This is a genomic window from Weizmannia acidilactici, assembly GCF_008974185.1.
GTDB lineage: Bacteria > Bacillota > Bacilli > Bacillales > Bacillaceae_C > Weizmannia > Weizmannia acidilactici.
This window is the reverse complement of record NZ_BKZP01000017.1, coordinates 1-26,632: the sequence shown is the minus strand read 5'-3', so window position 1 is coordinate 26,632 and position 26,632 is coordinate 1. Positions and strand designations below refer to the sequence as shown.

At 45.7% G+C, this 26,632-nt stretch carries 25 protein-coding genes and 1 riboswitch; of the genes, 9 read left to right on the top strand and 16 right to left on the bottom strand.

The annotated features are described in order from the left end of the window. Window positions 1–12: 12 nt before the first annotated feature. The 5 genes from ribE to BpJC4_RS08885 form a co-directional block, all read right to left on the bottom strand. Window positions 13–660 carry a riboflavin synthase gene (gene ribE / locus BpJC4_RS08905; protein WP_151681502.1) on the bottom strand — a complete coding sequence of 216 codons (648 nt, stop codon included), beginning with the start codon at window positions 658–660 and terminating at the stop codon, window positions 13–15. Beyond that, window positions 641–1,753 (bottom strand): bifunctional diaminohydroxyphosphoribosylaminopyrimidine deaminase/5-amino-6-(5-phosphoribosylamino)uracil reductase RibD, encoded by a 1,113-nt coding sequence (ribD, locus tag BpJC4_RS08900; RefSeq protein ID WP_151697790.1) that lies wholly within the window; start codon window positions 1,751–1,753, stop codon window positions 641–643. The genes ribE and ribD overlap by 20 nt, the downstream gene beginning before the upstream one ends. A gap of 124 nt (window positions 1,754–1,877) precedes the next feature. Continuing rightward, a riboswitch (FMN riboswitch) is annotated at window positions 1,878–2,018 on the bottom strand. Between the two features lie 77 nt (window positions 2,019–2,095). Further along, a complete protein-coding gene (gene ychF / locus BpJC4_RS08895) occupies window positions 2,096–3,196 on the bottom strand; it encodes a redox-regulated ATPase YchF (protein ID WP_151681504.1) in 1,101 nt (366 codons plus the stop codon). 103 nt (window positions 3,197–3,299) lie between these two features. Then, on the bottom strand, window positions 3,300–3,500 hold the full coding sequence (locus BpJC4_RS08890; RefSeq protein WP_151681505.1) for a DUF951 domain-containing protein: 201 nt from the start codon (window positions 3,498–3,500) through the stop codon (window positions 3,300–3,302). Continuing rightward, on the bottom strand, window positions 3,490–4,401 hold the full coding sequence (locus BpJC4_RS08885; RefSeq protein WP_151681506.1) for a mechanosensitive ion channel family protein: 912 nt from the start codon (window positions 4,399–4,401) through the stop codon (window positions 3,490–3,492). Before BpJC4_RS08885 ends, BpJC4_RS08890 begins: the two co-directional genes overlap by 11 nt. A 209-nt stretch (window positions 4,402–4,610) precedes the next feature. Here BpJC4_RS08885 and yyaC point away from each other — a divergent pair, with 209 nt between their 5' ends. Continuing rightward, window positions 4,611–5,234, top strand: coding sequence for a spore protease YyaC (gene yyaC, locus BpJC4_RS08880; RefSeq protein WP_151681507.1), 624 nt, complete (start codon window positions 4,611–4,613; stop codon window positions 5,232–5,234). Between the two features lie 5 nt (window positions 5,235–5,239). On the opposite strand, the gene BpJC4_RS08875 is transcribed toward yyaC, so the two are convergent. The 11 genes from BpJC4_RS08875 to rpmH all read right to left on the bottom strand — a co-directional run bounded on the left by BpJC4_RS08875 (window position 5,240) and on the right by rpmH (window position 15,551). After that, the gene (locus tag BpJC4_RS08875) at window positions 5,240–5,956 is read right to left on the bottom strand and encodes a DUF554 domain-containing protein (RefSeq protein ID WP_151681525.1); all 717 of its coding nucleotides are present in this window, start codon (window positions 5,954–5,956) and stop codon (window positions 5,240–5,242) included. 28 nt (window positions 5,957–5,984) lie between these two features. Continuing rightward, complete coding sequence (locus BpJC4_RS08870) at window positions 5,985–6,845, bottom strand: ParB/RepB/Spo0J family partition protein (protein WP_151681508.1); 861 nt, start codon at window positions 6,843–6,845, stop codon at window positions 5,985–5,987. Beyond that, a complete protein-coding gene (locus BpJC4_RS08865) occupies window positions 6,838–7,599 on the bottom strand; it encodes a ParA family protein (protein ID WP_151681509.1) in 762 nt (253 codons plus the stop codon). Before BpJC4_RS08865 ends, BpJC4_RS08870 begins: the two co-directional genes overlap by 8 nt. A 184-nt stretch (window positions 7,600–7,783) precedes the next feature. Continuing rightward, on the bottom strand, window positions 7,784–8,638 hold the full coding sequence (gene noc, locus BpJC4_RS08860) for a nucleoid occlusion protein (protein WP_151681510.1): 855 nt from the start codon (window positions 8,636–8,638) through the stop codon (window positions 7,784–7,786). Window positions 8,639–8,803: 165 nt separating this feature from the next. Next, on the bottom strand, window positions 8,804–9,520 hold the full coding sequence (gene rsmG / locus BpJC4_RS08855) for a 16S rRNA (guanine(527)-N(7))-methyltransferase RsmG (RefSeq protein WP_151681511.1): 717 nt from the start codon (window positions 9,518–9,520) through the stop codon (window positions 8,804–8,806). A gap of 66 nt (window positions 9,521–9,586) precedes the next feature. Beyond that, complete coding sequence (gene mnmG / locus BpJC4_RS08850; RefSeq protein WP_151697789.1) at window positions 9,587–11,473, bottom strand: tRNA uridine-5-carboxymethylaminomethyl(34) synthesis enzyme MnmG; 1,887 nt, start codon at window positions 11,471–11,473, stop codon at window positions 9,587–9,589. 169 nt (window positions 11,474–11,642) lie between these two features. Next, window positions 11,643–13,028 (bottom strand): tRNA uridine-5-carboxymethylaminomethyl(34) synthesis GTPase MnmE, encoded by a 1,386-nt coding sequence (gene mnmE / locus BpJC4_RS08845; RefSeq protein WP_151697788.1) that lies wholly within the window; start codon window positions 13,026–13,028, stop codon window positions 11,643–11,645. Window positions 13,029–13,435: 407 nt separating this feature from the next. Then, entirely contained in the window at window positions 13,436–14,059 is a 624-nt protein-coding gene (gene jag, locus BpJC4_RS08840; RefSeq protein ID WP_151681514.1) for an RNA-binding cell elongation regulator Jag/EloR, read from the bottom strand. Beyond that, a complete protein-coding gene (gene yidC, locus BpJC4_RS08835) occupies window positions 14,056–14,844 on the bottom strand; it encodes a membrane protein insertase YidC (protein WP_151681515.1) in 789 nt (262 codons plus the stop codon). The genes jag and yidC overlap by 4 nt, the downstream gene beginning before the upstream one ends. Before the next feature lie 112 nt (window positions 14,845–14,956). Continuing rightward, window positions 14,957–15,301, bottom strand: a complete 345-nt coding sequence (rnpA, locus tag BpJC4_RS08830; RefSeq protein WP_151681516.1) for a ribonuclease P protein component — start codon at window positions 15,299–15,301, stop codon at window positions 14,957–14,959. Between the two features lie 115 nt (window positions 15,302–15,416). Further along, complete coding sequence (gene rpmH / locus BpJC4_RS08825) at window positions 15,417–15,551, bottom strand: 50S ribosomal protein L34 (RefSeq protein ID WP_003397591.1); 135 nt, start codon at window positions 15,549–15,551, stop codon at window positions 15,417–15,419. Between the two features lie 591 nt (window positions 15,552–16,142). On the opposite strand from rpmH, the gene dnaA reads away from it, so the two are divergent. The 8 genes from dnaA (at window position 16,143) to BpJC4_RS08785 (ending at window position 26,287) form a co-directional block, all read left to right on the top strand. Then, on the top strand, window positions 16,143–17,492 hold the full coding sequence (dnaA, locus tag BpJC4_RS08820) for a chromosomal replication initiator protein DnaA (protein ID WP_151681517.1): 1,350 nt from the start codon (window positions 16,143–16,145) through the stop codon (window positions 17,490–17,492). Between the two features lie 193 nt (window positions 17,493–17,685). Continuing rightward, the gene (dnaN, locus tag BpJC4_RS08815; protein ID WP_151681518.1) at window positions 17,686–18,831 is read left to right on the top strand and encodes a DNA polymerase III subunit beta; all 1,146 of its coding nucleotides are present in this window, start codon (window positions 17,686–17,688) and stop codon (window positions 18,829–18,831) included. A 157-nt stretch (window positions 18,832–18,988) separates the two neighbouring features. Further along, window positions 18,989–19,207: a S4 domain-containing protein YaaA gene (gene yaaA, locus BpJC4_RS08810; RefSeq protein ID WP_151697787.1), complete on the top strand. Its 219-nt coding sequence runs from the start codon at window positions 18,989–18,991 to the stop codon at window positions 19,205–19,207. Between the two features lie 33 nt (window positions 19,208–19,240). After that, window positions 19,241–20,353: a DNA replication/repair protein RecF gene (gene recF / locus BpJC4_RS08805; protein WP_151681520.1), complete on the top strand. Its 1,113-nt coding sequence runs from the start codon at window positions 19,241–19,243 to the stop codon at window positions 20,351–20,353. Between the two features lie 9 nt (window positions 20,354–20,362). Then, window positions 20,363–20,638 carry an extracellular matrix regulator RemB gene (gene remB, locus BpJC4_RS08800; RefSeq protein WP_151697786.1) on the top strand — a complete coding sequence of 92 codons (276 nt, stop codon included), beginning with the start codon at window positions 20,363–20,365 and terminating at the stop codon, window positions 20,636–20,638. Between the two features lie 67 nt (window positions 20,639–20,705). Further along, window positions 20,706–22,628, top strand: coding sequence for a DNA topoisomerase (ATP-hydrolyzing) subunit B (gene gyrB, locus BpJC4_RS08795; RefSeq protein ID WP_151681522.1), 1,923 nt, complete (start codon window positions 20,706–20,708; stop codon window positions 22,626–22,628). Between the two features lie 19 nt (window positions 22,629–22,647). After that, on the top strand, window positions 22,648–25,122 hold the full coding sequence (gyrA, locus tag BpJC4_RS08790; RefSeq protein ID WP_151681523.1) for a DNA gyrase subunit A: 2,475 nt from the start codon (window positions 22,648–22,650) through the stop codon (window positions 25,120–25,122). 91 nt (window positions 25,123–25,213) lie between these two features. Then, entirely contained in the window at window positions 25,214–26,287 is a 1,074-nt protein-coding gene (locus tag BpJC4_RS08785; RefSeq protein WP_151681524.1) for an HD-GYP domain-containing protein, read from the top strand. Window positions 26,288–26,632: the final 345 nt, after the last annotated feature.

Sequence of the window (26,632 nt, the reverse complement as noted above, 5' to 3'; positions counted from 1 at the left end):
CCCTTTGAATGATTAAATAAACCCATTCTCCTTGAGCAGCGCTGCCATATCTTTCTTTTTTTCCGGATGTTCCCATTTCCGGTACAGTTCCGCCATATATTTGGCTAAAATATCACACTCGATATTCACAGCATCACCTATGTTTTTTTCCATTAAAATCGTATGCTGCTGCGTATGCGGCACTAAAGAAACCGTCATTTCCCCGTCCTCTATCCGAAAAACAGTGAGGGACGTGCCATCGACTGCAACAGAGCCTTTCGGGACAAGATACGCCAAAAGGGAGGGGGATACAGAAATGCTGATATAGACGGCATTTTCCTCTCTTTTCTTCGAACAGATGGCGCCCGTTCCATCCACATGCCCCGTTACAAAATGGCCGCCGAATCTTCCGTTTGCCCCCATTGCCCTTTCAAGATTGACTTTGCTTCCGGTCTTCAGCATGGACAGCGTCGTGCTGTGAAAAGTTTCAGGCATGACATCGGCCGTAAATTCATTTTGCGTATAGGACGTAACCGTTAAACAGACGCCGTTTACCGCAATGCTGTCTCCTGCCCGCACGTCCCGTAAAACGTCCGAAGCTTGGACCGTGAGCTGAAGGGAATGCGGCCCTTTGCGCATATTTTTAAGGAAGCCGATTTCCTCAATGATCCCCGTAAACATTTCCCGGCCCTTCCTTTCTAAATGCAGCCGTAATTTTCAGATCAGGCCCGATCTGTTCTACTTTTTCAAAAACAAGCGGAAAAGTCTCATCCATCTTTTCGATTCCGCGCCCGCCAAAAGGAGAGGGGGCCATATTTCCGCCAATCACTTTTGGGGCGATATAAAGGACGAGCTGCTGGACGGCTTTTTCCCGTAAAAACGAACCATTGACTTCGGCGCCGCCCTCAACAAGCAAAGTCAGAATGCCCTTTTTCCCCAATTCCAGCAAAACCTCCCGGATAGAGAGGGTATCATGGGGCTGCCGGATGACTTCAACGCCCATTTGTTTAAGCGACATTTCTTTGTCAATTGGCGCTTCTTTTCCGCAAAAAATGACGGATGGAGCATCCTTGTTAATCACCGCTGCTTCCGGCAGTATGCGTAAATGGGTGTCTAATACAATGCGAATAGGATTTTTCCCTGATTGGGGCAAACGTGAGGTAAGAAGGGGGTTGTCATGAAGAACGGTTTGAACGCCGACGAGAATGGCATCATGCCTGCTTCTTAACTGGTGAACATCCATTCTTGCCTGTTCACTTGTAATCCATTTGCTGTCATGGGTTTCGGTTGCAATTTTTCCGTCTGCCGACATGGCGGTTTTGATGGTGACAAACGGCATTTTCGTTTCAATAAAGTGGTAAAACGGCCTGTATAATGTTTCGGCCTGCTCCCGGCAGATCCCGGTTTCAACTTCGATTCCCGCCTGTTTCAGCTTTTCAATTCCTTTTCCTGCCACAAGCGGGTTCGGATCCCGGGCAGCCACATAGACTTTTTTGATTCCTTTTTCAATTAAAAAGTCGGCGCATGGGGGCGTCTTCCCGTAATGGGAACAAGGCTCCAATGTCACATATACTTCCGCGCCTTGTGCAAGTACACCGGCCTGTTCCACAGCCAGTCTTTCAGCATGCTTTTCCCCGGCTTTCAAATGGGCGGCCATGCCGGCAATTCTGCCGTTTTTCACCACGACACTGCCCACCGGTGGATTCGGGGAAGTCTGGCCAGAGACGCTTTCAGCCAAACGAAGCGCCAGTTGCATATATTCTTCTTTTCGCAATCCACATTTCCTCCTGTTTAAAATTCCGCCAAAGAACCGAACCATAAAAGCAAAAAACCCGCACGGAGGTTGTGCGGGGCAAAACGGCATGATGAAATACACGTTCCATTCAAATTGTTAACGCGTCATCCTTCTCCCATCCAGACTGTCACTGTCGGCTTTGGAATTTCACCAAATCCACCATATTCCGGGAATATGGGTCACGGGCTTTGAGGGAACCCTCATCACCGCCGGTCGGGAATTGCACCCTGCCCCGAAGGAAAAATTATTCGACTGTTAACAATTTTAACATATTGTTTGGATTTTTTCAGTTCATGATTGAAATTTAGTTCATAAGTCCTATTATACATTGAACCTGAAGTGCATAATATCGCCGTCCTGAACAACGTAATCTTTTCCTTCCAGGCGTACTTTTCCGGCTTCTCTGGCTGCGGCAATGCTGCCATACTGGATCAAATCCTCATACGACACCGTTTCCGCACGGATAAAGCCTTTTTCAAAATCGGAATGGATGATGCCGGCGCATTGCGGAGCTTTCATGCCTTTTTTGAATGTCCAAGCCCGTACTTCCGGTTCGCCGGCCGTAAAATAAGTGGCAAGCCCGAGCAGACTGTAGGCGGCTTTGATCAGCTGGTCCAGCCCCGATTCCTTGATGCCGAGTTCGGCTAAAAACATCTTTTTCTCGTCATCTTCCAGTTCGGCAATTTCTTCTTCAATCCGTGCACAAACCACGATGACTTCCGCGCCTTCATTTTTTGCATAATCGTGTACCTGCTGGACATACGGGTTGCCGGAAGGATCCTGGATATCCCCTTCACCGACATTGGCGACATAAAGGACAGGTTTGCTCGTTAAAAGCTGGAACCCTTTTAAGATTTTTTGCTGGTCTTCTGTCAGTTCGACAGATCTAGCCGGTTTTTCCGCTTCAAACGCTTCTTTTAATTTGGCGAGCACTTCGTATTCCGCAACGGCATCTTTATCTTTTTGTCTGGCAATTTTTTCGACGCGGCCGATCCGTTTGTCCACCGTTTCGAGATCGGCAAGGATGAGTTCGAGGTTGATCGTTTCGATATCACTGATCGGATCAACTTTTCCGGCTACATGCGTAATGTTTTCGTCTTCAAAACAGCGCACAACGTGGCAGATCGCATCCACCTGCCGGATATGGGACAGGAATTTGTTCCCGAGGCCTTCGCCTTTGCTTGCGCCTTTTACTATCCCGGCAATATCAGTAAATTCAAAAGTTGTCGGGATGGTTTTTTTCGGATGGTACAGTTCCGTTAGTTTATCGAGCCGTTCATCCGGCACTTCGACCATGCCGACATTCGGGTCAATCGTGCAAAACGGATAGTTTGCGGATTCGGCTCCGGCTTTTGTAATTGCATTAAACAAAGTGGATTTCCCGACATTCGGCAATCCGACAATTCCGGCTGTTAACGCCATATATGGTCAACTCCTTAAAAACTTGTTCAATTCCCATCAAACCGCAGCGGCACAATGGTTGCCGACTTTTCCAACCCATTATAGGAATTTATCCAAAAAAAGGTTAGGATTCTTCGTGCTTGACAAGGACTTTTTTCATCTTGCGGGTGAATTCTCTTCTCGGGAGGAGCACGCTGTGGCCGCATCCTTCGCATTTAATACGAATATCGGCCCCCATCCGGACGATCTTCCAGCGATTTGTGCCGCATGGATGCTGCTTTTTCATTTCGACAATATCATATAGCCCGAAATTTTTATCTTCCATGTTCATCCCCCTTTAGAAATTGGCTGTTTAACGCCTGTTCTTCCTCAGTGCGGGAATAGGTGATCATTTTCGGATAGGGCGCATGGATATGGTTTTCATCCAATGCCTTTTTTATTTCTTTCTTTAAAACCCTCGCAATATACCAGTGCTCCATCGGGATGGTCTCCGCCACAACCCTTAGTGTCACATCCGTTGTGCCAAGCTGCTGGACGCCCAAAAGTTCCGGTTCGGAAACGATCTCTTCATACTGCCCGGCAAATGACGAAAGCAGCTCCTGTATGACCGCTTCCGCCTTGTCAATATTCTCTTCGTAAGGGATATGGACATCAACAACGGCAACGCTGTTATGGATGGAGTAGTTGGTCACTTCGGAAATATTTCCGTTCGGAATAATGTATAATTCACCGGTCCAGTTTTTGATTTTTGTTGTCCTGAGCCCGATTTCTTCCACTACCCCTTGGAATTTTCCGATTTGCACCGTATCCCCAACCGAAAACTGGTCTTCGAAAATAATAAAGAAACCGGAAATAATATCTTTTACAAGGCTCTGCGCCCCGAAACCGACAGCCAAACCGACAATTCCGGCGCCGGCCAGGAGCCCTTGGACGTTGATGCCCAACAACGACAAAACCGTTACAATCGCAATGAACCCGACGAGGTATGTCAAGGTATTTTCCATCAGCCTTAATAATGTTGCTTCTCGCCGTTCCGTAAAACGGAGAGGAGCTTTTGCACGGACTTCAAAAACTTTGCGGATCGCTTTTTTCCCGAATTTTATAATCAGCGATGCAACAAGAAGCACCAGCACAATTTTTAAGGCCGTTTCCCCGATCTTCACCCATGTATCTTCATTCAACCATTTGGCTTCGAGATGTTTGAGATAAGCCTCAAAATGACGCATAGTACACCAACCTTCATTTTCTTTCATCGTTATTGTAACAAAAAATCAACCTATACTCGAGAACCGGCTCCGCTTTTTCAAAAATTACCTTCTTATTAGCGGCCCGAATCAAGTGTAAAACTGCGGGTTGCGGATATCAAGAAAGATATATGTATAGATTTTTTGTTTTTTCCGTATACTGATACTATTACAATGAGGGAGTGGCTGATATGAATCGTAAAATTAGGCAGTTTGAATTAAGCGGCAACAGCGTGAAGGTTTTTCACGATGACATAATGGCAAAAGAAATCATTTCCAATCAGATTTTATCAGCGCTTCCGAAAAGCACCGGCCGTGATTTCGTGATCGTATGTATCGGCACCGACCGTTCCACGGGAGATTCGCTCGGTCCTTTGACGGGCACTTTTCTGAAAGAAAAAGTGATGAAATGTTTTAAAGTATATGGGACGCTGGACAACCCGATCCATGCTTTAAACCTTGAAGAAAAAATTGAAATGATTTACGAAAAACATCGCTACCCCTTTGTGATTGCGGTGGATGCCTGCCTCGGAAAAATGAAGAGCGTCGGCATGATCCAAATCAGCGACGGCCCCGTTAAACCGGGGGCGGGGGTAAAAAAAGACTTGCCTCCGGTCGGCGACATCCATATTACCGGCATTGTGAACATCAGCGGTTTTATGGAATTTACCGTCCTGCAAAACACCCGTTTAAACCTGGTGTTGAAAATGGCGAAACTTATCGCTGCAGGGATCAGCCGCGCAAATCTTCACCTTCAATACCAAAATTCCATGATTTCTTTGAAACACAGCCAACCGAAGAAAAAGCTGATTTAAATGTTTCACGCCGCAATCGTATGGTAAATATGAAGCAAAGCAATGAAAACGGCGACAACGAAAATGCCCGGCAGAAAATTGGCTACTCTGAATTTGGCGAGCCCCGCGATATTTAAACCGATGGCAAAAATCATAATCCCGCCGGTTGCCGTCATTTCGGTAATAAATGCATTTAACACCGATGAGGGGATCAGGTGGTTGATCTGCTTCGCAAATAAAGCAATGGCCCCTTCATACAATACAACAGGCACGGCGGAAAAAATAACGCCGAAACCGAGGGTAGATGACAGGATCAGCGCTGTAAAGCCGTCCAATACGGATTTTGTATATAACACGGTATTGTCGCCCCTGATCCCGCTGTCGAGCGCGCCGAGGATTGCCATGGCGCCAATGACAAATACGAGCGTTGCCGTGATGAAAGCTTCGGCAACACTGCCTTGGCCATTTCCTCCAAACTTTCTTTCCAGCCAGGCACCGAGGGCGTTCAAGTACTCTTCCAGTCGTAGCAATTCCCCAATCACTGCGCCAAACACGAGGCTCAGGATGACAATAATATATTGTTCACTTTTTAACCCCATCTCGAGCCCCAACACCATCACAGCAAGCCCGATCGCATGCATGACGGTTCCTTTGATGCGGTCCGGAATACGGTTCAGTAGCCTCCCGATAAATGAGCCTGCGATAATGCTGAGCCCGTTGATAATCGTTCCAAGCAGTACCATTTCTTCACCCGTTTTGCTATTGGATGCCTTACGATTCGTGGTCAAAACTGGCATCCAGTATTTGTAAAATTCTTTCTAAATCCTCATTGGACATAAATTCAATTTCAATTTTTCCTTTTTTCTTCGTCCGTTTTATATGGACAGTTGTACCGAATTTTTCGCGGAGGATTGTTTCATGTTCCTGGATAAAAATATCTTTCACCGATTTTTCTTTTTTTGTTCCACGTGAAACATTTTGATTGAGCTGCTGGACGAGCTTTTCCAACTGGCGGACGCTCAACCCTTCCTCAATGACTTTTTCCGCAAGTTCTTCCATTTTTTCTTTTTTGCTCAGACCGAGCAACGTACGGCCGTGCCCCATCGAAAGTTTCCCGCTCGACATCGCTTCCTGGATGCTTACCGGCAGGGACAAAATCCGGAGGTGGTTGGCAATATAAGGCCGGCTTTTTCCGAGCCGCTTTGCCAGTTCTTCCTGTGTCACATTTAATTTTTCCAATAAAAACTGGTAAGCATTTGCTTCTTCAATCGGCGTTAAGTCTTCCCGCTGCAAGTTTTCCAAAACGGCAAACTCCATCATCTGCTGATCGGATAAATCGCGGACCACAACCGGCACAGTGGCCAGTTTCGCTTCTTTTGCCGCCCTGTACCTCCGCTCGCCGACGATGATTTCATAACCTTTGATGCTTTTTCGGACAATGAGCGGCTGCAAAATTCCGTGCTGGAGAATGGACTCTTTTAATTCATTGAGCGCTTCCGGTTCGAAAATTTTACGCGGCTGATAAGGATTCGGGCGCAGCTCTTTGATTTTGACTTCCTGCACGGCATCCTCTTTATCGACGTCCATATTGGCAAACAACGCATTAATGCCTTTTCCAAGTCCTTTAGCCATTTGCCGCCACTTCCTTTGCTAAGTCTAAATATACTTCCGCGCCGCGGGATTTCGGATCATAAAGAATGATCGGCTGCCCGTGGCTCGGTGCTTCGCTTAATCGTACATTGCGGGGGATGATCGTCCGGTACACTTTATCCCTGAAATATTTTTTCACCTCTTCAATCACCTGGAGCCCCAAATTCGTGCGCGCATCCAGCATAGTCAACAAAACCCCGTCAATCATCAAATCGTGGTTTAAATGTTTTTGCACGAGCCGGACAGTGCTTAATAACTGGCTTAAACCTTCCAAAGCGTAATACTCGCATTGGACCGGGATAATCACCGCATCGGAAGCGGTCAGGGCATTTAAAGTCAAAATGCCGAGCGAAGGGGGGCAGTCAATAATGATATAATCATAGTCATCTTTAATAGATGCAATGGCCCGCTTCAAGCGGACTTCCCTTGAAATGGTCGGGACAAGCTCGATTTCCGCTCCCGCCAATTGAATCGTGGCAGGGACGGAATACAGCCCTTCCACTGTTGTCGCCCGGATGACTTCCTTTATGTCCACATCGTCCACTAACACGTCATAAATACACTGCTGGACCTCGCCTTTATCAATCCCGGTCCCACTGGTTGCATTCCCCTGGGGGTCGGTATCGACAAGCAAAACCTTTTTCCCGATATATGCTAAGCAGGCACCCAAGTTGACAGAGGTGGTTGTTTTTCCAACACCTCCCTTTTGATTAGCGATAGAAATCACTTTTCCCACGGTTGCCACCTACCTTTTTTCCTCACGCTAAAATAAATGGACAAAAAACCATGCGCCGGTTTCCATTGCAATATATAAACATACACCGCGCTATGGCAGACACATAATCTTATTGTATCAAAGTTTGCAAGATTCGTTTACAGAAAGTCGAAAAAAAAGAAACCTGTAACCCAAGTTTCTTTCATTATGATTTTGCCTTTTTCGGGATCCGGATCGTGATTTGGTAGTAATCTTCAAATTCTTCTTCCTTTGAATCCAGTTTGATCCCGGAATCAGTGACCATTGATACGGATTGTCGGATCGTATTGACGGCAATCCGCATGTCTTTGCTGAAAACCTGCCTGCGCGGCCTTGCTTTTTTTTCCGGTTTATTCATTAAACGGGCCACATAATCTTCCGTTTGTTTCACATTTAAATTTTTGGCAAGTATTTCGTTGAGGACACGGACCTGCTTTTCAGGTTCTTTTAAAGGAATTAAAGCACGTGCATGGCGTTCCGTGATCTGTTTTTGCAGCAGGGCATCCTGCACTTCCCGGGGCAGTTTCAGAAGGCGCAGTTTATTTGCAACCGTAGATTGTCCTTTTCCGAGGCGCTGTGCCAATGCTTCCTGGGTCAAATGGTGAAGTTCGAGCAGCTTTCCGTAAGCCATCGCCTCTTCAATCGGCGTCAGCTCTTCCCGCTGCAGGTTTTCAATTAAGGCGACAGAGGCCGTTTCCGTGTCACTCAAATTTTTTATGATGGCAGGCACCGTATCCCAACCTAATTTCTGGACAGCCCTGAATCGTCTTTCCCCAGCGATGATCTCGTACTCGCCCGCCTCGTATTCACGGACAACGATTGGCTGGATAATGCCGTGGGTTTGGATCGTCCTAGCCAATTCGTCGATTTTCTCCTCATTAAAAATGGTTCTTGGCTGAAACCGGTTTGGAATGATATGGGAAACGGAAATATTCTTTATCTCTTCATTTTCGTTCTCTGCTTCCAATTCCTCCCCGATTTCTTCCTCCACCCCAAAAAAACGAGAGAAAGGATGCTTCATTCACTGTACACCACCTTATAGATTCTCCCTAACTATTTATTCTCTATTATAAGACAAGTTCCTGCTAAACTCCCTGCGATTTTTCGAACAACCTCTTAAGTATATAAGAAGAATCCGCCCGTTTTGTGGCGGGGCATGGAAACTTCCGGCGAAAGTACTGCCCGGTTATTCAAGCGGTATTTTCGCCGGTGTGCCCGGTTTACGCGGATATTTTTTAGGCGTTGCTTTGATTTTTTTCACGACAATGATATTTCTTTCGCTTTCCTCGACCGGCAAAATAAAGGAGTAAATATTTTCCGTTTTCCCGCCCAATATTTGAATTGCTTTTTCCGCTTTTTCCAATTCCTCTCTAGCATGCAGGGCTTTCATGGCAATGAACCGACCGCCGTTCTTAACAAGCGGCAGGCAGAGTTCTGAAAGGACGGACATTCTTGCCACTGCCCTCGCCGTAACAATATCATATTTTTCACGGTGTTCCGGCTTTTTCGCAAATGTTTCAGCCCGGTCGTGGAACAGAAAAACATTTTTCAGGCCAAGCGCTTCCGTCAAATGTTCCAAAAAAGTAATCCGTTTTTGGAGGGAATCCACGATCGTGACGGAAAGTTCCGGAAAACAGATTTTTAACGGAATGCTCGGAAACCCTGCCCCCGCGCCGACATCGCACACTTGAAACGGGCCGTTCCAATCAGTAAAGAAGGCGACCGTTACCGAATCAAAAAAGTGCTTTAAATACACTTCCCCTTTTTCTGTAATGGCCGTTAAATTCATTTTGTTGTTCCAGTCAACGAGCCATTCATAATATGTTTCAAACTGCTTCAGCTGTTCACTGCCGAGCACGATGCCTTTTTCAGCCAATAGATCAACGAATTGTCCGGTATCCATTTTTCCATCCTTCCGTTTGAATATGTAAAAAGCAAGGAGCCGGATCGGATTCCGGCTTCATGCCCGTTAATGCGTTTTTGCAATTTTGCCCTGCTCAATATACACGAGCAAAATGGAAATATCAGCCGGATTGACGCCGGAAATGCGCGACGCCTGGGCAATCGAAATCGGGCGGACTTTCTTTAATTTTTGACGCGCTTCCGTTGCCAGGCCGTTAATGGCGTCATAATCAATATCGGCAGGGATTTTCTTGTCTTCCAGCTTTTTCATCCTTTCCACTTGCTGCAGCGATTTATCTATATAGCCTTCATATTTGATCTGGATTTCCACCTGTTCTTCAACTTCAGGGGGAAGTTCCATTTCAGGCGGAACAAGCATTTTGATATGTTCATATTTCATTTCTGGGCGTTTCAAAAGGTCAGCAGCACGAATTCCATCTTTCAATTCACTGCCGCCCACTTCCCGGATGAGCGCCTGCGTTTCTTCATTCGGCTTGATGATCACCGATTTCAGCCGCTTCATTTCTGTTTCAATCGCCTGTTTTTTCGCCAAAAATTTCCGGTAGCGTTCTTCGGAAATCAAACCGATCCGGTAGCCGAGTTCGGTCAGGCGGAGATCCGCGTTGTCATGGCGCAAAAGCAGGCGGTATTCGGCACGGGATGTCAACAGCCGGTAAGGTTCCCTCGTCCCTTTTGTGACCAAATCGTCGATCAACACGCCGATATAAGCATCCGACCGTTTCAAAACAATTTCTTCTTTGCCTAAAGCTTTGCGAGCTGCGTTAATTCCCGCAATGATACCCTGCCCGGCAGCCTCTTCATAACCGGAAGTCCCGTTAATCTGGCCTGCAGTGTAAAGGTTTTTCACTTTTTTCGTTTCCAATGTCGGCCACAGTTGAGTCGGCGTGATGGCATCATATTCAATGGCATAGCCTGGGCGCATCATTTTCGCATGTTCAAGCCCTTCAATGGATGCTAAAATTTCCCTCTGCACTTCTTCCGGCATACTGGTGGAAAGCCCCTGTACATATACTTCTTCCGTATGGCGGCCTTCCGGTTCAAGGAAAAGCTGGTGGCGCGGCTTGTCATGGAAACGCACCACTTTATCTTCAATGGACGGGCAGTAGCGCGGCCCTGTGCCTTTGATCATGCCGGAAAACATCGGCGCGCGGCCGAGGTTGGCGTCGATGATGGCATGGGTGCGTTCGTTCGTATATGTCAGCCAGCAAGGGCGCTGGTCGGTAATGTATTTTGTCGTTTCATAGCTGAATGCACGCGGTTCCAGATCACCGGGCTGGATTTCCGTTTTGCTGTAATCGATCGTATTGCCGTTCACGCGCGGCGGTGTCCCGGTTTTAAACCGTACAAGGTCAAAGCCAAGATCTTCGAGATTTTCCGCAAGATTAATGGAAGGCTGCTGGTTGTTCGGGCCGCTTGAATATTTTAGTTCGCCAATAATGATTTCCCCGCGCAGGAAAGTCCCGGTTGTCAGCACAACGGTTTTGGCTGTAAACTTTGCCCCGGTTTTTGTGACAACCCCTTTGCAGACGCCGTCTTCAATGACCAATTTTTCCACCATGCCCTGCAACAATGTCAAATTTTCCTGGTTTTCGATCGTTTTTTTCATTTCGCGCTGGTATTCGACCTTATCCGCCTGTGCCCGCAGCGCCTGCACAGCCGGCCCCTTTCCGGTATTCAGCATCCTCATTTGGATATAGGTTTTATCGATATTTCTGCCCATTTCACCGCCGAGCGCATCAATTTCCCGGACAACGATCCCTTTCGCCGGCCCGCCGATGGACGGATTGCACGGCATAAAGGCGATCATATCGAGGTTAATCGTAATCATTAATGTTTTGGCGCCGATCCTTGCCGCGGCCAGCCCCGCTTCACAACCGGCATGTCCCGCTCCGACGACAATGACATCATAATCTCCTGCATCGTATTGCCGCATTCTTTCAATCGCTCCTTTGTTCAGTAAAAATGAAACCGGGCATACGCCCCCATCTCTATGTTACAGCTGCTCATCCTTATAGATTGCTTCATTCTTTGTCTTCTCCTGACAGGTATCCCTGTTGAACAGCGAAATCCGTACGCCGCTGGGCAAGGCGCTTCCGCTTTTCTTATTTTCCTAAGCAAAATTGTGAGAAAAGTTGGTTCAGCAGGCTTTCCTGTACGGTATCCCCGACGATTTCCCCGAGCAGGTCCCATGTCCGAGTTAAGTCAATTTGAACGATGTCAATCGGGGTTCCGGATTCAATACCGTTCAAAACATCTTCAATTGCCTGCAGTGCCTGGTTCAAAAGCGCAATATGACGGCTGTTCGATACATATGTCATATCCCCGCCTTCCAGCTGCCCTTCAAAGTACATGGCCGCGATCGCGTTTTCCAATTCGTCCACACCTTCCTCTTTTAAAAGGGAAGTCGTGACAATCTCAGCACCTTTGGCCAGTTCGCGGACCCTTTCCGTATCTACTTTTTGCGGCAGGTCCTGTTTATTTAAAATGACGATCACATCCATGCCTTCCACTGCTTCAAACAATGCCTCATCTTCCGGGCTTAAAGGCTCCGCGGAATTGATGACAAGCAAGATCAAATCCGCCTCTTTCAGCACTTTCCGTGAACGCTCGACACCAATCCGTTCAACAACATCTTCCGTTTCGCGAATTCCTGCCGTGTCCACCAGCCGGAGCGGCACACCGCGCACATTAACATATTCCTCGATCACATCGCGGGTCGTGCCCGGAATATCCGTGACAATCGCTTTATTTTCCTGGACAAGGCTGTTCAATAAAGACGATTTCCCGACGTTCGGGCGCCCGATAATGGCGGTCGACAATCCTTCCCGCAAAATTTTCCCCTGATGGGCTGTCTTGAGCAGTTTTTCAATCTCGTTTTTGATATACTGCGCCTTTTCTTTCAGCATGCGGTGCGTCATTTCTTCCACATCGTCGTATTCCGGATAATCAATATTGACTTCAATATGGGCAACGACTTCCAATATTTCCTGGCGCAGTTTCTTGATCAGTTTCGACAATTTGCCTTCCATCTGCCCGATCGCCACATTCATCGCTTTATCCGTTTTGGCACGGATTAAATCCATCACCGCTTCTGCCTGAGACAAATCAATGCGTCCGTTTAAAAACGCTCGCTTTGTAAACTCGCCCGGCTCGGCGAGGCGCGCGCCGTTTGTTAACACAAGCTGCAGCACCCTGTTTACGGAAACAAGCCCGCCATGGCAATTAATTTCCACGACATCTTCCCTTGTAAAAGTCTTTGGTGCTTTCATCACGCTGACCATGGCTTCTTCTACCGTTTCGGACGTTTTCGGATCGACAATTTTACCGTAATGAATCGTATGAGATGGAACATCAATCAGCTTTTTGCCGCCGACACCTTTGAAAAGTTTATTTGCAATTTCAATGGCTTCGTTTCCGCTTATCCGAACAATTGAAATTGCGCCTTCCCCCATCGGCGTGGATATTGCCGCAATGGTATCCATTTCCATTTTTTCTCACCCCATTTCCTATCATTTTCATTTATATAAAAAGCTAAAATCGTCCGTATTGGCTTTTTCACCCTAACGTAAAAGCATATCAAATATTTTCCCGAATACAAGCTATATGATTTATCTTTTCCACAACCCCCAAAAAGAAGCCGATAATTCCATTTTAACTTATCCACATGTGAATAACAACGCCATCGAAGCAGATTCATCCGTCCCTGTGGATATTTTTATTTTCCCTATTCTCACTGGCAGCTTTAAAAAAGCAAAAAAATACACCTCCCCACGACAGCCATTCCATAGACGCGGAACTGAACTGAAAAAAGCGGGTAGGTGAACAAAGCAGACTTCGCTTTATACTTCCAATAAAAAACGCCGCTTTCAAATGGAAGTTGGAAGCGGCGGTGTTTTTAATGTTTTGCCAGATCAACGACAACGTAACGGTTTGGCTCTGTTCCTTCCGAATAAGTGGTGACGTTTTTGTTTTTGGTCAAGGCGCTGTGGATGATTTTCCTTTCAAAAGACGGCATCGGTTCCAGCTTTACTTTCCTTTTTGTCCGAATGACTTGCGCAGCCAGCCTTTCCGCAAGCTGCACCAAAGATGCTTCCCGTTTTTCCCGGTAATCTCCGACATCCAGCATCACTTTCGCATAGTGGGGAACACGATGATTTGCGGCAAGCTGCGCGAGAAATTGCAATGCATTTAGCGTTTGACCCCTTTTTCCGATCAGCATCGGCAAATTATCACCTATAATATTTATTTTCATGATGCGATCATTTTCAGACAATTGTAGTTTAGGAGTCACCCCCATTTTTTCCATGATATTGCGCAAGTACGCCATGACCTGCTCTGCGGGATCTTCCTTCACCCGCACGCGGACAACAGCCGGTTTTGCCCCAAACAGGCCGAATACTCCTTTTTTCCCTTCGTCAATGATTTCAACTTCCACATTTTCTTTTTCGGCACCTAGCGTAAGGAGCGCTTGATTGACGGCATCTTCTACACTTTGCCCTGTTGTGGTCACTTCATTCATTTTTTCGTCCCCCTGGCTTTTGCGTTTTGCGCGGGCATCGCAGTTTCCGGGTTATTAATGAAATATGACTGGATGATCATAAAGATATTCCCGACAATCCAGTATAATGGCAGCGCGGATGGAAGCCCAATGCCGATCACAATGATCATAATCGGCATAAACCAAAGCATCATGTTCATTTGTATTTTCATCTGCGGGTTCGCATCATAATTTCCACCCGCCATCATGACTTTTTGCTGAAGGAAAGTGGTGATTCCAGCAATGGCGGCCAGCACATAGTCCGCTGATCCGAGGTCGAACCACAGGAAAGAGGAATCACGGATGGCAGGCGTCCTGTTAATGGCATGGTAAAATCCGATCAAAATCGGCATTTGGATCAAAATCGGCAGACAACCCGCAGCCGGATTGACGTTGTATTTTTGGAAAAGCTTCATCGTTTCCTGCTGGAGTTTTTGCTGTGTCACTGCATCTTTGGAAGCATACTTTTCCCTTAGTTTTGCAAGTTCCGGCTGGATGACCTGCATAGCTTTTGCACTTTTCAGCTGCGAAATATTGAGCGGCAAAATCAACAGGCGGATTAAGATCGTAATCACAATGATGGACAGCCCGTAACTGTTGCCGAGAATCTGGGCCGTTTTTGTAATCAACCAGGACAGCGGATATACGATAAACTGGTTCCAAACCCCTTTGCTTTCCGGCGTGATATCCTGGTTAAATTCCGTGCATCCCGCCATGACAGCTGCGAAAGCCATCACCATTCCAATTAGAAAAAAACTTTTTCTCAATCGTTTCTTCCTCCCACATATCGTTGAATTTGATAAAAAACGCTTACCTCTATAAATTTATGGTAAGGCAGCCAAACACCGCTGCCCAATAATTCAATAGTCTACTTTCATTTTAGCTTTTTTTCAGTACATTGGCTATTTTCAGGACATGGATTAAACTCTTTTTTACTTGATGGAAATTCATTTCGGCCGCTGGTTTCCTAGCGATAATAATATAATCGTTTCCTGGGCTAATTTCTTCTTTCAGCTCTAAAAACACCTGCCGTATATAGCGTTTGATTTCATTCCTTTTCACGGCCTTGCCGAGCTTTTTGCTGACGGACAGCCCGATTCTGAAATGTTTTTGATTTTCTTTTTTCAGGACATATACGACAAACTGGCGGTTCGCATAAGACTTGCCGTTCCGGAAAATTTCCTGAAATTCTTCATTTTTTTTGACACGGTACGATTTTTTCATGTAATGTAAACACCTTCACTTTGCAAAAACGGCGGTTTTCAAACGTGCGGCTGCCCTGGAATCCCGGGCCTGTCCTCCCCGTTATGTTAAAAAAACCACTGAGTGATTTCAGTGGTTATGCGGATAATACTTTTCTCCCTTTGCGGCGCCGTCTTGCCAAAACTTTCCGGCCGTTTTTTGTACTCATGCGCGCACGGAAGCCGTGTACTTTGCTTCTTTTCCTTTTATTTGGCTGATAAGTTCTTTTCATGTATGACACCTCCTCGAGGATGCTTTCGATCTAATCGGAAACGACAGTCTATATTATTATAAAGATGATCTTTCCGTATTGTCAAGATACATCCGAACTTCCACTTCTTTCTAAAACACGCCAGAAAAGCAGAAACAGTTATCCACAGATCATGCACGAAAAGCTTGTTGTGGATATTTTTCACGTTAGTTTTGACTATCCACAACAATTATTGACAAGTTTCACACAAATCCAACGCTTGTGCATAATTTTTTCCACTTCTTTTTCAAATTGTGGATAATTTATAAAGATCATTGCAACACCAAAGATTATTTGTTATGATTATTGTGTTTTAACCCTGAATAAACCGTTGTGAATAACTCATTCATCCACAGTTTGTGGATAACTTGTGGACAGTTTATTCAGAAGTGTAGAATAAAGTTGTCCACAATTGGTGGTTTGTGTCGAAATTCCGTCTTTATTCCTTATTATATGCTTTTCCACTATACATTCACATGTATGTTTATAAATGACCGGTTACTTCACCGAAACATTGTTACGTGCTTGTAAAAATTTAGGATTTTTTCTTTCGATAAAAAGGAGGGATTGGCGTTGGAGAATATCGCTGATCTTTGGGAGAAAGCATTGTCGGTGATAGAGAAAAAGATCAGTAAACCCAGCTTCGAAACCTGGCTCAAATCCACAAAAGCCCACTCACTCAAAAACGATACGTTTGTCATTTCGGTGCCGAACGAGTTTGCCAGGGATTGGCTGGAAGGCCATTACATTCCGCTCATCACGACTGTCTTGTATGACATTACGGGGGAAGAGCTCGAAATAAAATTTATTATTCCACAACAGCAGGACAACGGTGATGCAGACTTTTTCCTGCCTCCAAAAAAGCCGGCGGAGAAATTGGAAGATTCCCCCGATTACCGGAGCATGCTGATACCAAAATATACGTTTGATACTTTTGTCATCGGATCCGGAAACCGGTTTGCGCATGCTGCATCCCTTGCAGTGGCTGAAGCGCCGGCAAAAGCCTACAACCCTTTATTTATTTATGGCGGCGTCGGACTTGGAAAAACGCATTTGATGCACGCCATCGGCCATTATGTACTGGAACACAACCCAAAAGCAAAAGTGGTATATTTGTCATCGGAAAAATTTACAAACGAATTTATTAATTCCATTCGGGACAATAAAGGCGGCGAATTCCGCAACAAGTACCGGAATGTCGACATTCTTTTAATAGATGATATTCAGTTTCTCGCCGGAAAAGAATCCACGCAAGAAGAATTTTTCCATACATTTAACGCGCTGCATGAAGAAAGCAAGCAGATTGTGATTTCAAGCGACCGGCCCCCGAAAGAAATTCCGACGCTGGAAGAAAGGCTGCGGTCGAGATTCGAATGGGGGTTAATCACCGACATCACGCCGCCGGATCTTGAAACGCGCATTGCCATTTTGCGTAAAAAGGCAAAAGCGGACGGGTTGGATATTCCAAACGAAGTCATGCTTTACATCGCCAACCAAATAGACACCAATATACGCGAGCTGGAAGGCGCCTTGATCCGCGTTGTCGCCTATTCATCACTGATCAATAAGGATATCAATGCGGATCTTGCCGCAGAAGCATTAAAAGATATCATTCCAAGTTCCAAGCCGAAAACCATTACGATACAGGACATCCAAAAGGTTGTAGGAGAAGAATACAATGTAAAACTGGAAGATTTTAAAGCGAAAAAGCGCACGAAATCCGTCGCGTTCCCGCGCCAGATTGCCATGTATTTATCAAGAGAACTGACGGACTTTTCACTTCCGAAAATCGGGGAAGAATTCGGAGGCAGGGACCATACGACCGTCATTCATGCGCATGAAAAAATTTCAAACCTTATTCAAACAGACGCGCAATTCCAAAAGAAAATTGAAGAACTGCAAAACATCCTCAAAAACGGATAATATAGTTTTCAACGGGCTGCTGCGCATATTGTGAATAACACCGGAACGTTTATAAACAGTCTGTCCACATGTGGATAGACTGTATTTCGTTGCTTGTGATAGGTTATCCACATGTTCACAACTTCTATTACTAGTACTACTTATTTTTATAAAATATTATTAAGTATATGCTTCACTGGATGGAGGAATAACCATGAAATTTTCCATTTTGCGGGACCGGCTGGTTGAAAGTGTCCAAGATGTATCAAAGGCCATTACATCCAGAACAACGATCCCAATTTTAACTGGTATTAAAATCGTTGCTTCAGAAGATGGAATTACCTTTACAGGAAGCGATTCGGATATTTCAATCGAATCATTCGTACCGAAAGAAGAAGACGGGGATGAAATTGCGGCAATTCAGGAAACCGGCGGAATTGTGCTGCAAGCGAGGTTTTTTGGGGAACTTGTCAAAAAATTGCCTATGGATATTGTCGAAATTGAAGTCGTAAACCAATTCCAGACGATGATCCGTTCTGGAAAATCGGAGTTTAATTTGATAGGCCTGGATCCCGAAGAATACCCGCACCTGCCGCAAATAACGGAAGATAAAGTTATACGGATTCCGGCCGATATTTTAAAAAATTTAATCCGTCAGACGGTATTTGCCGTTTCCACTGCCGAAACCCGGCCGATCTTGACAGGTGTAAACTGGAGCATTCAAAACAACCGGTTAAACTGTATTGCAACAGACAGCCATCGCTTGGCGCAAAGAACGGCGGAAATCGAAACGGCGGCCGATGCGGAATACAATATTGTCATACCGGGGAAGAGTTTAAACGAACTGAATAAAATCTTGCCTGATACAAATGAATTAGTTGAAATCGTCATTACCGACAACCAGGTTTTGTTTAAGGCAAAGCATTTATTGTTTTTCTCACGTCTGCTGGAAGGAAATTATCCGGATACGTCCAGATTAATTCCTACCGATGCGAAAACGGAACTGATCGTAAATGCCAAAGAATTTTTGCAGGCAATTGACAGGGCTTCTTTGTTGGCAAAAGAAGGCCAAAACGCAAATGTTGTGAAATTGTCTTCTTTGGCTAATATTCCGGGCGCAATTGAAATTACATCGAATTCGCCGGAAATCGGAAAAGTGGTCGACCGTGTGCAATGCAAATCAATTGAAGGGGAAGCGTTGAAAATTTCATTCAGCTCAAAATATATGATAGATGCATTAAAAGTATTGGAAGGCATGGAAATCAGCATTCGTTTTACCGGCGCTATGAGGCCGTTTGTCATCCGTCCGGTCAATGACGAAACGATTTTGCAGCTGATTTTGCCGGTCCGGACATACTGATGGGGAGGAAAAGCCTGTTTCTGACGGACAGGCTTTTTTCTGTGCCGATGGTGGAGGAAAACAGGCGGTTTCAGCCGGAAATCCTTGTTATTCTTTGTATTTCTGCCGATTTTTTAGTAAAATTATATATTAGCGACGACACGAAAAGAGTGAAGATATGGTAAAATATGTAAATATTTCGACAAATACTATTACACTTGGCCAATTTTTGAAATTAGCCGATATCATCCAAAGCGGGGGAATGGCGAAATGGTTTTTAAGCGAACATAAAGTGTTCATCAATGGAGAACTGGAACAAAGAAGAGGACGGAAATTGAAAGAGAATGACCGGGTTGAAATTGATGGAATTGGTATGTTTCAAATTACCCGCGGTTGATTCAGGTGTTTTCAGCAAAAAGGATGTTGCAATATGTACTTACAAGAATTGGAACTGACAAATTACCGCAATTACGAAACGTTAACCATTCCATTTGAAAATAAAGTGAATGTCATTCTCGGGGAAAATGCCCAGGGGAAGACCAATTTGATGGAATCCATTTATGTTTTGGCGATGGCAAAATCCCACCGCACTGCGAATGATAAAGAACTCATCCGCTGGGACGCGGATTATGCTAAAATAAAAGGTAGGATCCACAAAACACATGATTCTTTCCCCCTTGAATTGACAATCTCCAAAAAAGGCAAAAAAGCAAAATATAATCATATTGAGCAAAAAAAATTAAGCCAGTATATCGGAAATATGAACGTTGTAATGTTTGCGCCAGAAGACTTAAATCTCGTGAAAGGAAGCCCTCAGGTCAGGCGGCGCTTTATTGATATGGAAATTGGCCAGATTTCCCCCGTTTACTTGTACGATGTGAGCCAGTTCCAAAAAATATTACAACAGCGGAACCACTATTTAAAGCAGCTGCAAATGAAAAAGCAGACGGACCGGACGATGCTTGATGTTTTGACTGAACAGTTTATTGAAAATGCCGTCAAAATTGTCAAGCGCAGGTTTGAATTTATCCGCCTGCTGGAAGAATGGGCCGGACCGATCCATCACATGATTTCCCGCGGCCTTGAGACGCTTGAGATTTTATATAAACCTTCCCTTGATGTATCAGAAGAACTGAATTGGTCAAAAATGATAAAAATGTATGAAAATAAATTTGCGGAAATCTGGGAACGGGAAATCGACAGGGGTGTCACCATGATCGGCCCGCACCGCGATGATTTGGCTTTTATTGTAAATGGCCGTGATGTCCATACGTTCGGATCCCAGGGACAGCAGCGGACAGCCGCCTTATCGGTTAAATTGGCCGAAATTGAACTGATTTATTCAGAAATAAAGGAATACCCAATTTTATTATTAGATGATGTGCTGTCTGAACTGGATGATTTCCGCCAGTCCCATTTGCTCAATGCAATACAGGGCAGGGTGCAGACATTTGTGACGACGACGAGCGTAGACGGGATTGACCATCAAACATTACGGGAAGCTTCAATGTATACCGTGAAATCCGGAAAAATTGTTGGGTGAGGTGTGCCTATGTATCTTCATATCGGGGAAGATGTGATAGTCCGGGGTGATGAGATTATTGCCATTCTGGACCAAAGATCACTCAATGGTTCTGATATAAACGATGATTATTTGCAGGCTTTTCGGCAAGACACCATCAATTTGGCAAAAGGCGGCTTTAAATCCGTTATTATCACCCAACACCGTATTTACTTATCGCCCCTTTCCCCCGGCGCATTAATCAAACGTACAAACGGCAAAACAAAAAGACTTTATCCAATCCGGCCGGGTTTTTACACAAATTAACCGGTGGTCGGTTTAACCATAAACGGAACAATCTGTTTTATTTTTTGAGAGAGTGCAGGTGGTATCATTGGAACAAGAACAATTACAAGAGCAGTCTTATGATGCTGAGCAGATACAGGTTCTTGAAGGGCTCGAAGCTGTGCGCAAACGGCCCGGGATGTACATTGGCTCTACAAGTTCAAGAGGGCTTCACCATCTCGTCTGGGAAATTGTCGATAACAGCATTGATGAAGCATTGGCCGGCTATTGCGATGAAATTAACGTGTTTATTGAAAAAGACAACAGCATTACCGTAAAAGACAACGGGCGCGGCATTCCGGTCGGGATCCACGAAAAAATGGGCAGGCCTGCTGTTGAAGTGATCATGACGGTGCTGCATGCAGGCGGTAAATTCGGCGGTGGAGGTTATAAAGTTTCCGGCGGCCTCCATGGTGTCGGCGCATCTGTTGTGAACGCGCTGTCTACGGAACTTGATGTATACGTCCATCGCGACGGACATATTTACTACCAGAAATACCATCGCGGCAAACCTGCTTTTGACTTAAAAATCATTGGCGACACCGACCGCACTGGCACAACGACACACTTCAAGCCGGATCCGGAAATTTTTACGGAAACGACCGAGTTTGATTATGATGTTCTCACGACCCGCCTCCGTGAACTCGCTTTTTTAAACAAAGGCATCAAAATTACGATTGAGGATAAAAGGGAAAATCCGCGCAAAAATGAGTACCATTTCGAAGGCGGCATTAAATCTTATGTCGAACATTTGAACCGTTCAAAAGAAGTACTTCATGAGGAACCGATCTATGTGGAAGGCGAGAAGGACGGCATTTATGTGGAAATCTCCCTGCAGTATAACGAAGGGTATACAAGTAATATTTATTCATTCGCAAATAATATTCACACCTACGAAGGCGGCACCCATGAATCAGGCTTTAAAACGGCTTTGACCCGCGTGATCAATGACTATGGGCGGAAAAACAATTTCATCAAAGAAAATGAGCAGAACTTAACAGGGGAAGATGTCCGCGAAGGCCTGACCGCTATTGTTTCCATCAAACACCCTAACCCACAGTTTGAAGGGCAGACGAAAACAAAACTCGGGAATTCCGAAGCAAGAACGATTACGGATACGATATTTTCTGAGACTTTCGAGAAGTTTATGATGGAAAACCCTTCTGTCGCCAGAAAAATTGTAGAAAAAGGGTTGATGGCAGCACGGGCAAGGATGGCGGCGAAAAAGGCGAGGGAGTTGACCCGCAGAAAGAGCGCGCTCGAATCGACAAGCCTGCCGGGCAAACTGGCGGACTGTACATCGCGTGATCCGTCCATCAGTGAATTGTACATTGTGGAAGGCGACTCGGCGGGCGGATCCGCCAAGCAGGGGAGGGACCGCATGTTCCAGGCGATTCTCCCTTTGCGCGGAAAAATTTTAAACGTCGAAAAAGCACGTTTGGATAAAATTTTGTCAAACGCCGAAATCCGCACGATCATTACGGCGCTCGGGACAGGTGTCGGGGAAGATTTTGATATTTCCAAGGCACGCTACCATAAAGTTGTGATCATGACGGATGCCGATGTCGACGGCGCCCATATCAGAACGTTATTATTGACATTCTTTTACCGTTATATGCGGCCTTTAATCGATGCCGGATATATTTATATTGCCCAGCCGCCGCTGTTTAAAGTGCAGCAAGGGAAAAGAGTGGAGTATGTATACAGCGACCGCGGCCTCGAAGAACTGCTCAAACAGCTTCCGGAACAGCCGAAACCTTCGATCCAGCGCTATAAAGGCTTAGGGGAAATGAACCCGGAACAGCTGTGGGAAACGACGATGGAACCGAAAAACCGGACGATGCTGCAAGTGAGCCTTGACGATGCGATTGAAGCGGACAGCACCTTTGAAATGCTGATGGGTGATAAAGTGGAACCGCGGCGGAATTTTATTGAAGAAAATGCCATTTACGTAAAAAACCTGGACATTTAAAGAAAAGGAGGTTGCTTAAATGGCTGAAACACCGGAATCGAATATTGTTGAAGTGAATTTAACCCAGGAAATGCGCACATCTTTTCTCGATTATGCGATGAGCGTCATTGTTTCCCGGGCCATCCCCGATGTGCGGGACGGATTAAAGCCTGTGCACCGCCGGATTTTGTATGCAATGAATGACCTCGGCATGACCCCGGATAAAGCTTATAAAAAATCGGCGCGTATTGTCGGTGAAGTGATCGGGAAATACCATCCGCACGGTGACGCTGCCGTATACGAAACGATGGTGCGTATGGCGCAGGATTTCAGCTACCGCTATATGCTTGTCGACGGGCACGGCAATTTCGGCTCAGTCGACGGCGATCCGGCTGCCGCCATGCGTTACACGGAAGCGCGGATGTCAAAGATTTCTCTTGAGCTTTTGCGCGATATTAACAAAGATACAATTGATTTCCAGGACAACTACGATGGTTCGGAAAAAGAACCGTCCGTCCTGCCTGCCCGTTTCCCGAACCTTTTGGTGAACGGGTCTTCAGGCATCGCGGTCGGCATGGCTACGAACATTCCGCCGCACCAGCTCGGCGAAGTGATCGATGGGATCCTTGCTTTAATCAAAAATCCGGATATTACGATTCAAGAATTAATGGAGTACATCCCCGGCCCGGATTTCCCAACGGCCGGTTTAATTGTTGGCAGGAGCGGAATCCGTCGCGCTTACGAAACCGGAAGAGGCTCGATTACGTTAAGGGCGCGCGTTGAAATTGAACAGAAGCAGAACGGCAAAGAATCGATCGTTGTGACAGAAATCCCTTACCAGGTCAATAAAGCCAAACTGATTGAACGGATTGCCGAACTCGTCCATGAAAAAAGGATTGACGGTATTACCGACCTGCGCGATGAATCTGACCGCAGCGGCATGCGGATTGTGATCGAAGTCCGGCGCGATGCCAATGCGAATGTCATCCTGAACAATTTGTACAAGCATACCGCGATGCAAACGACATTCGGTATTAACCTGCTTGCGCTTGTGGGCGGACAGCCGAAAGTATTGAATTTAAAGCAGGCGCTCCGCCATTATCTGGACCATCAGGAAGAAGTCATCCGGCGCAGAACGGCATTTGATTTGAAAAAAGCGGAAGCCCGCGCCCATATTTTGGAAGGCTTGCGCATTGCACTCGACCATATCGATGCGATTATCCAATTAATCCGATCTTCCCAGACGACGGAAATTGCCCGCAACGGCTTGATGGAGCAATTCTCCTTATCCGAAAAGCAGGCCCAGGCGATCCTGGATATGCGCCTGCAGCGTCTGACCGGTTTGGAACGCGAAAAAATTGAGGAAGAGTACCAGGGTTTAATCAAATTGATTGCTGAATTGAAAGCCATTTTGGCGGACGAAGAAAAAGTGCTTGAAATCATCCGCGAAGAACTGCTTGAAATCAAAGCGCGGTATAATGACGAACGCCGCACTGAAATCGTCGCTGGCAATGTAGACCAGATCGAGGACGAAGATTTGATCCCGCAAGAAAACATCGCCATTACACTGACGCATAACGGTTATGTCAAACGCCTGCCGATTTCGACTTACCGCAGCCAAAAACGCGGCGGCCGCGGCGTGCAGGGCATGGGCACGAACGAAGATGATTTTGTCGAACACCTTTTAACGACATCCACCCATGACACGATTCTTTTCTTTACGAATAAAGGAAAAGTTTATAAAAAGAAAGGGTACGAAATTCCGGAATACGGAAGGACGGCGAAGGGCATTCCGATCGTGAACCTGCTTGAAATCGATAAAGATGAATCGATCAATACGATGATCCGCGTCGAAGAGTTTGGCGAAGACTGGTTTTTATTCTTTACCACAAAAAACGGCATTTCAAAACGCACACCTGTCTCCGATTTTGCAAACATCCGGACGAACGGTTTAATTGCGATCCATTTGAAAGAAGAGGATGAACTGATTTCCGTAAAACTGACGGACGGCCATAAAGACATCATTATTGGCACGAAAAACGGCATGCTGATCCGCTTCCCGGAAACGGACGTCCGGCCGATGGGAAGGTCGGCAACCGGTGTAAAAGGGATCACATTAACCGGCGGTGATGAAGTGGTCGGAATGGAAATCTTGGAGGAAAATGACGACGTCTTGATCGTTACACGCAACGGTTACGGCAAACGGACAAAAGGGAGCGGATACCGCATCCAAAGCCGCGGGGGAAAAGGCTTGAAAACATGCAATATTACAAGCAAAAACGGGCCGCTTGTCGCAGTGAAAACCGTAACGGGGGACGAAGACTTGATGCTGATCACAGGCGGTGGCGTCCTGATCCGCATGGCTGTCGACGATATTTCTGTGCTAGGCAGGAACACAATGGGCGTTAAACTGATCCGCCTTGGCGATGATGAATATGTCGCAACCGTCGCGAAAGTAGAAAAAGATGAAGAAGAAAAGCATTCCGATCCGGTTGAAGAAACCGAGCAGGAATAACAGGTTTTTGAAGGAGCATTTACACAATGCTCCTTTTTTTTGGTAAAATATTGTCAACATCATGCGCGTGATTTTTATGGGGGGAGAAAGTTTGAAAATAAAAGTTTTTGATTTAATCCCGGGATATGTTTTATCGGAAGATGTAATGGGAAAAACAGCTCACCCTATTATGCCGAAAGGGACGCTTTTGACAAGGCGGATGATCAATGTCCTGAAAGAGTTTGATATAGAAGAAGTATCAGTGGGGCAATTTCAAAATGCCGGACAGGGTTGCGGGGCGGAAGAAAAACAAATGAACCCTGTCATGGAAAAACTGCCTTCCGGTTTTCAGGAATTGTATAACGCTGCCGTAAACAGCTACAAGAAAAATTTCCAAAGCTGGCAGGCCGGCTCGAAAGTAAACGTCGGGGAAGTCCGGGATTACTTTATTCCGCTTTTCCAATACATTGAAAAGGATCCGTCCAATATCAGGTTGATCCACCGCTATTCCACGAAAGAAGAATATATGTACCACCATGCCGTTTCTGTAGGGCTGTTAAGCGGCGCTATCGCCCAAAAATTAAACTTGGAAAAAGGCGCCTGCTACCAGGCTGCTTTAGCCGGATGCCTGGCTGATGCCGGAATGGCAAAAGTCCCGCAGCATCTGCTGAAAAAAACAGACCCTTTGACGGAAACGGAATTTGAAGAAATCAAAAGCCATCCTGTGTACGGGCTGCAAATGGTCCAACACACATCCCTGCTCAAATCGGAAACGAAGCTGGCTATTTTGCAGCATCATGAACGCCTGGACCGGAGCGGCTATCCTTTTAGGGAAAATCCGGGCAGAATTCCGATCCTCTCAAGAATTGTTGCTGTTTCAGACGTGTATCATGCAATTGTTTGCGACCATATATACAAAAAAAAGAAAATCCCGTTTCAGGCAATTGAAGAATTGTTGGAGGACCATTTCGGGGAATTCGATATTTCTGTCGTAAACGCTTTAATACGCCTTGTTGCTCATTTGTCGATCGGAACGAAAGTCATTTTATCGAATAATGAAGTAGCGGAAGTCATTTATACGAAACCATCCGCCCCGATCAAACCGCTCGTAAAAATTTTAAGCAGCGATGAAATGGTCGATTTGGAAACCCGGCGCGATTTGTTTATAAAAGAAATGATCAAGTAATGCGTTTTTGGCGCTGAACCGGTTCGGGTGCTGCTTTAATGTTACCGCGGGATGTTGTTGACTGCCGCGGCATAGCTTTGCCCAAGCTTCACATGCAGTTTTGTAATTTGCAAAATTTAACTTTAAAAAACTATTGCTATTCATCGTAAAACGAGTATAATAGAAATTGTTCTTTTTAAGCAGGAGCTTAATTGTCGCTTCTGTGATAAAAAAAGAGGTTGACGCGTCCTGCTGAATATGTTACTATATAAAAGTCGTTACAACGAAATGATTGGTCTTTGAAAACTGAACAAAACGAAACGTCTAACGAGCTTTTATCAAACATCTTTTATCGAGAGTTTGATC

Bases quoted from the DNA above. Each gene is read 5' to 3' on its own strand.
- BpJC4_RS08885 (WP_151681506.1), bottom strand. From the start codon at position 4,401: ATGCGTCATTTTGAGGCTTATCTCAAACATCTCGAAGCCAAATGGTTG.
- ychF (WP_151681504.1), bottom strand. From the start codon at position 3,196: ATGGCGTTAACAGCCGGAATTGTCGGATTGCCGAATGTCGGGAAATCC.
- mnmG (WP_151697789.1), bottom strand. From the start codon at position 11,473: ATGCGGCAATACGATGCAGGAGATTATGATGTCATTGTCGTCGGAGCG.
- rnpA (WP_151681516.1), bottom strand. From the start codon at position 15,301: ATGAAAAAATCGTACCGTGTCAAAAAAAATGAAGAATTTCAGGAAATT.
- BpJC4_RS08875 (WP_151681525.1), bottom strand. From the start codon at position 5,956: ATGGTACTGCTTGGAACGATTATCAACGGGCTCAGCATTATCGCAGGC.
- recF (WP_151681520.1), top strand. From the start codon at position 19,241: ATGTACTTACAAGAATTGGAACTGACAAATTACCGCAATTACGAAACG.
- mnmE (WP_151697788.1), bottom strand. From the start codon at position 13,028: ATGGAAATGGATACCATTGCGGCAATATCCACGCCGATGGGGGAAGGC.
- BpJC4_RS08870 (WP_151681508.1), bottom strand. From the start codon at position 6,845: ATGGCTAAAGGACTTGGAAAAGGCATTAATGCGTTGTTTGCCAATATG.
- yyaC (WP_151681507.1), top strand. From the start codon at position 4,611: ATGAATCGTAAAATTAGGCAGTTTGAATTAAGCGGCAACAGCGTGAAG.
- jag (WP_151681514.1), bottom strand. From the start codon at position 14,059: ATGAATGAAGTGACCACAACAGGGCAAAGTGTAGAAGATGCCGTCAAT.
- rsmG (WP_151681511.1), bottom strand. From the start codon at position 9,520: ATGGATACCGGACAATTCGTTGATCTATTGGCTGAAAAAGGCATCGTG.
- ribE (WP_151681502.1), bottom strand. From the start codon at position 660: ATGTTTACGGGGATCATTGAGGAAATCGGCTTCCTTAAAAATATGCGC.
- yaaA (WP_151697787.1), top strand. From the start codon at position 18,989: ATGGTAAAATATGTAAATATTTCGACAAATACTATTACACTTGGCCAA.
- rpmH (WP_003397591.1), bottom strand. From the start codon at position 15,551: ATGAAAAGAACTTATCAGCCAAATAAAAGGAAAAGAAGCAAAGTACAC.
- noc (WP_151681510.1), bottom strand. From the start codon at position 8,638: ATGAAGCATCCTTTCTCTCGTTTTTTTGGGGTGGAGGAAGAAATCGGG.
- dnaN (WP_151681518.1), top strand. From the start codon at position 17,686: ATGAAATTTTCCATTTTGCGGGACCGGCTGGTTGAAAGTGTCCAAGAT.
- remB (WP_151697786.1), top strand. From the start codon at position 20,363: ATGTATCTTCATATCGGGGAAGATGTGATAGTCCGGGGTGATGAGATT.
- gyrA (WP_151681523.1), top strand. From the start codon at position 22,648: ATGGCTGAAACACCGGAATCGAATATTGTTGAAGTGAATTTAACCCAG.
- BpJC4_RS08890 (WP_151681505.1), bottom strand. From the start codon at position 3,500: ATGGAAGATAAAAATTTCGGGCTATATGATATTGTCGAAATGAAAAAG.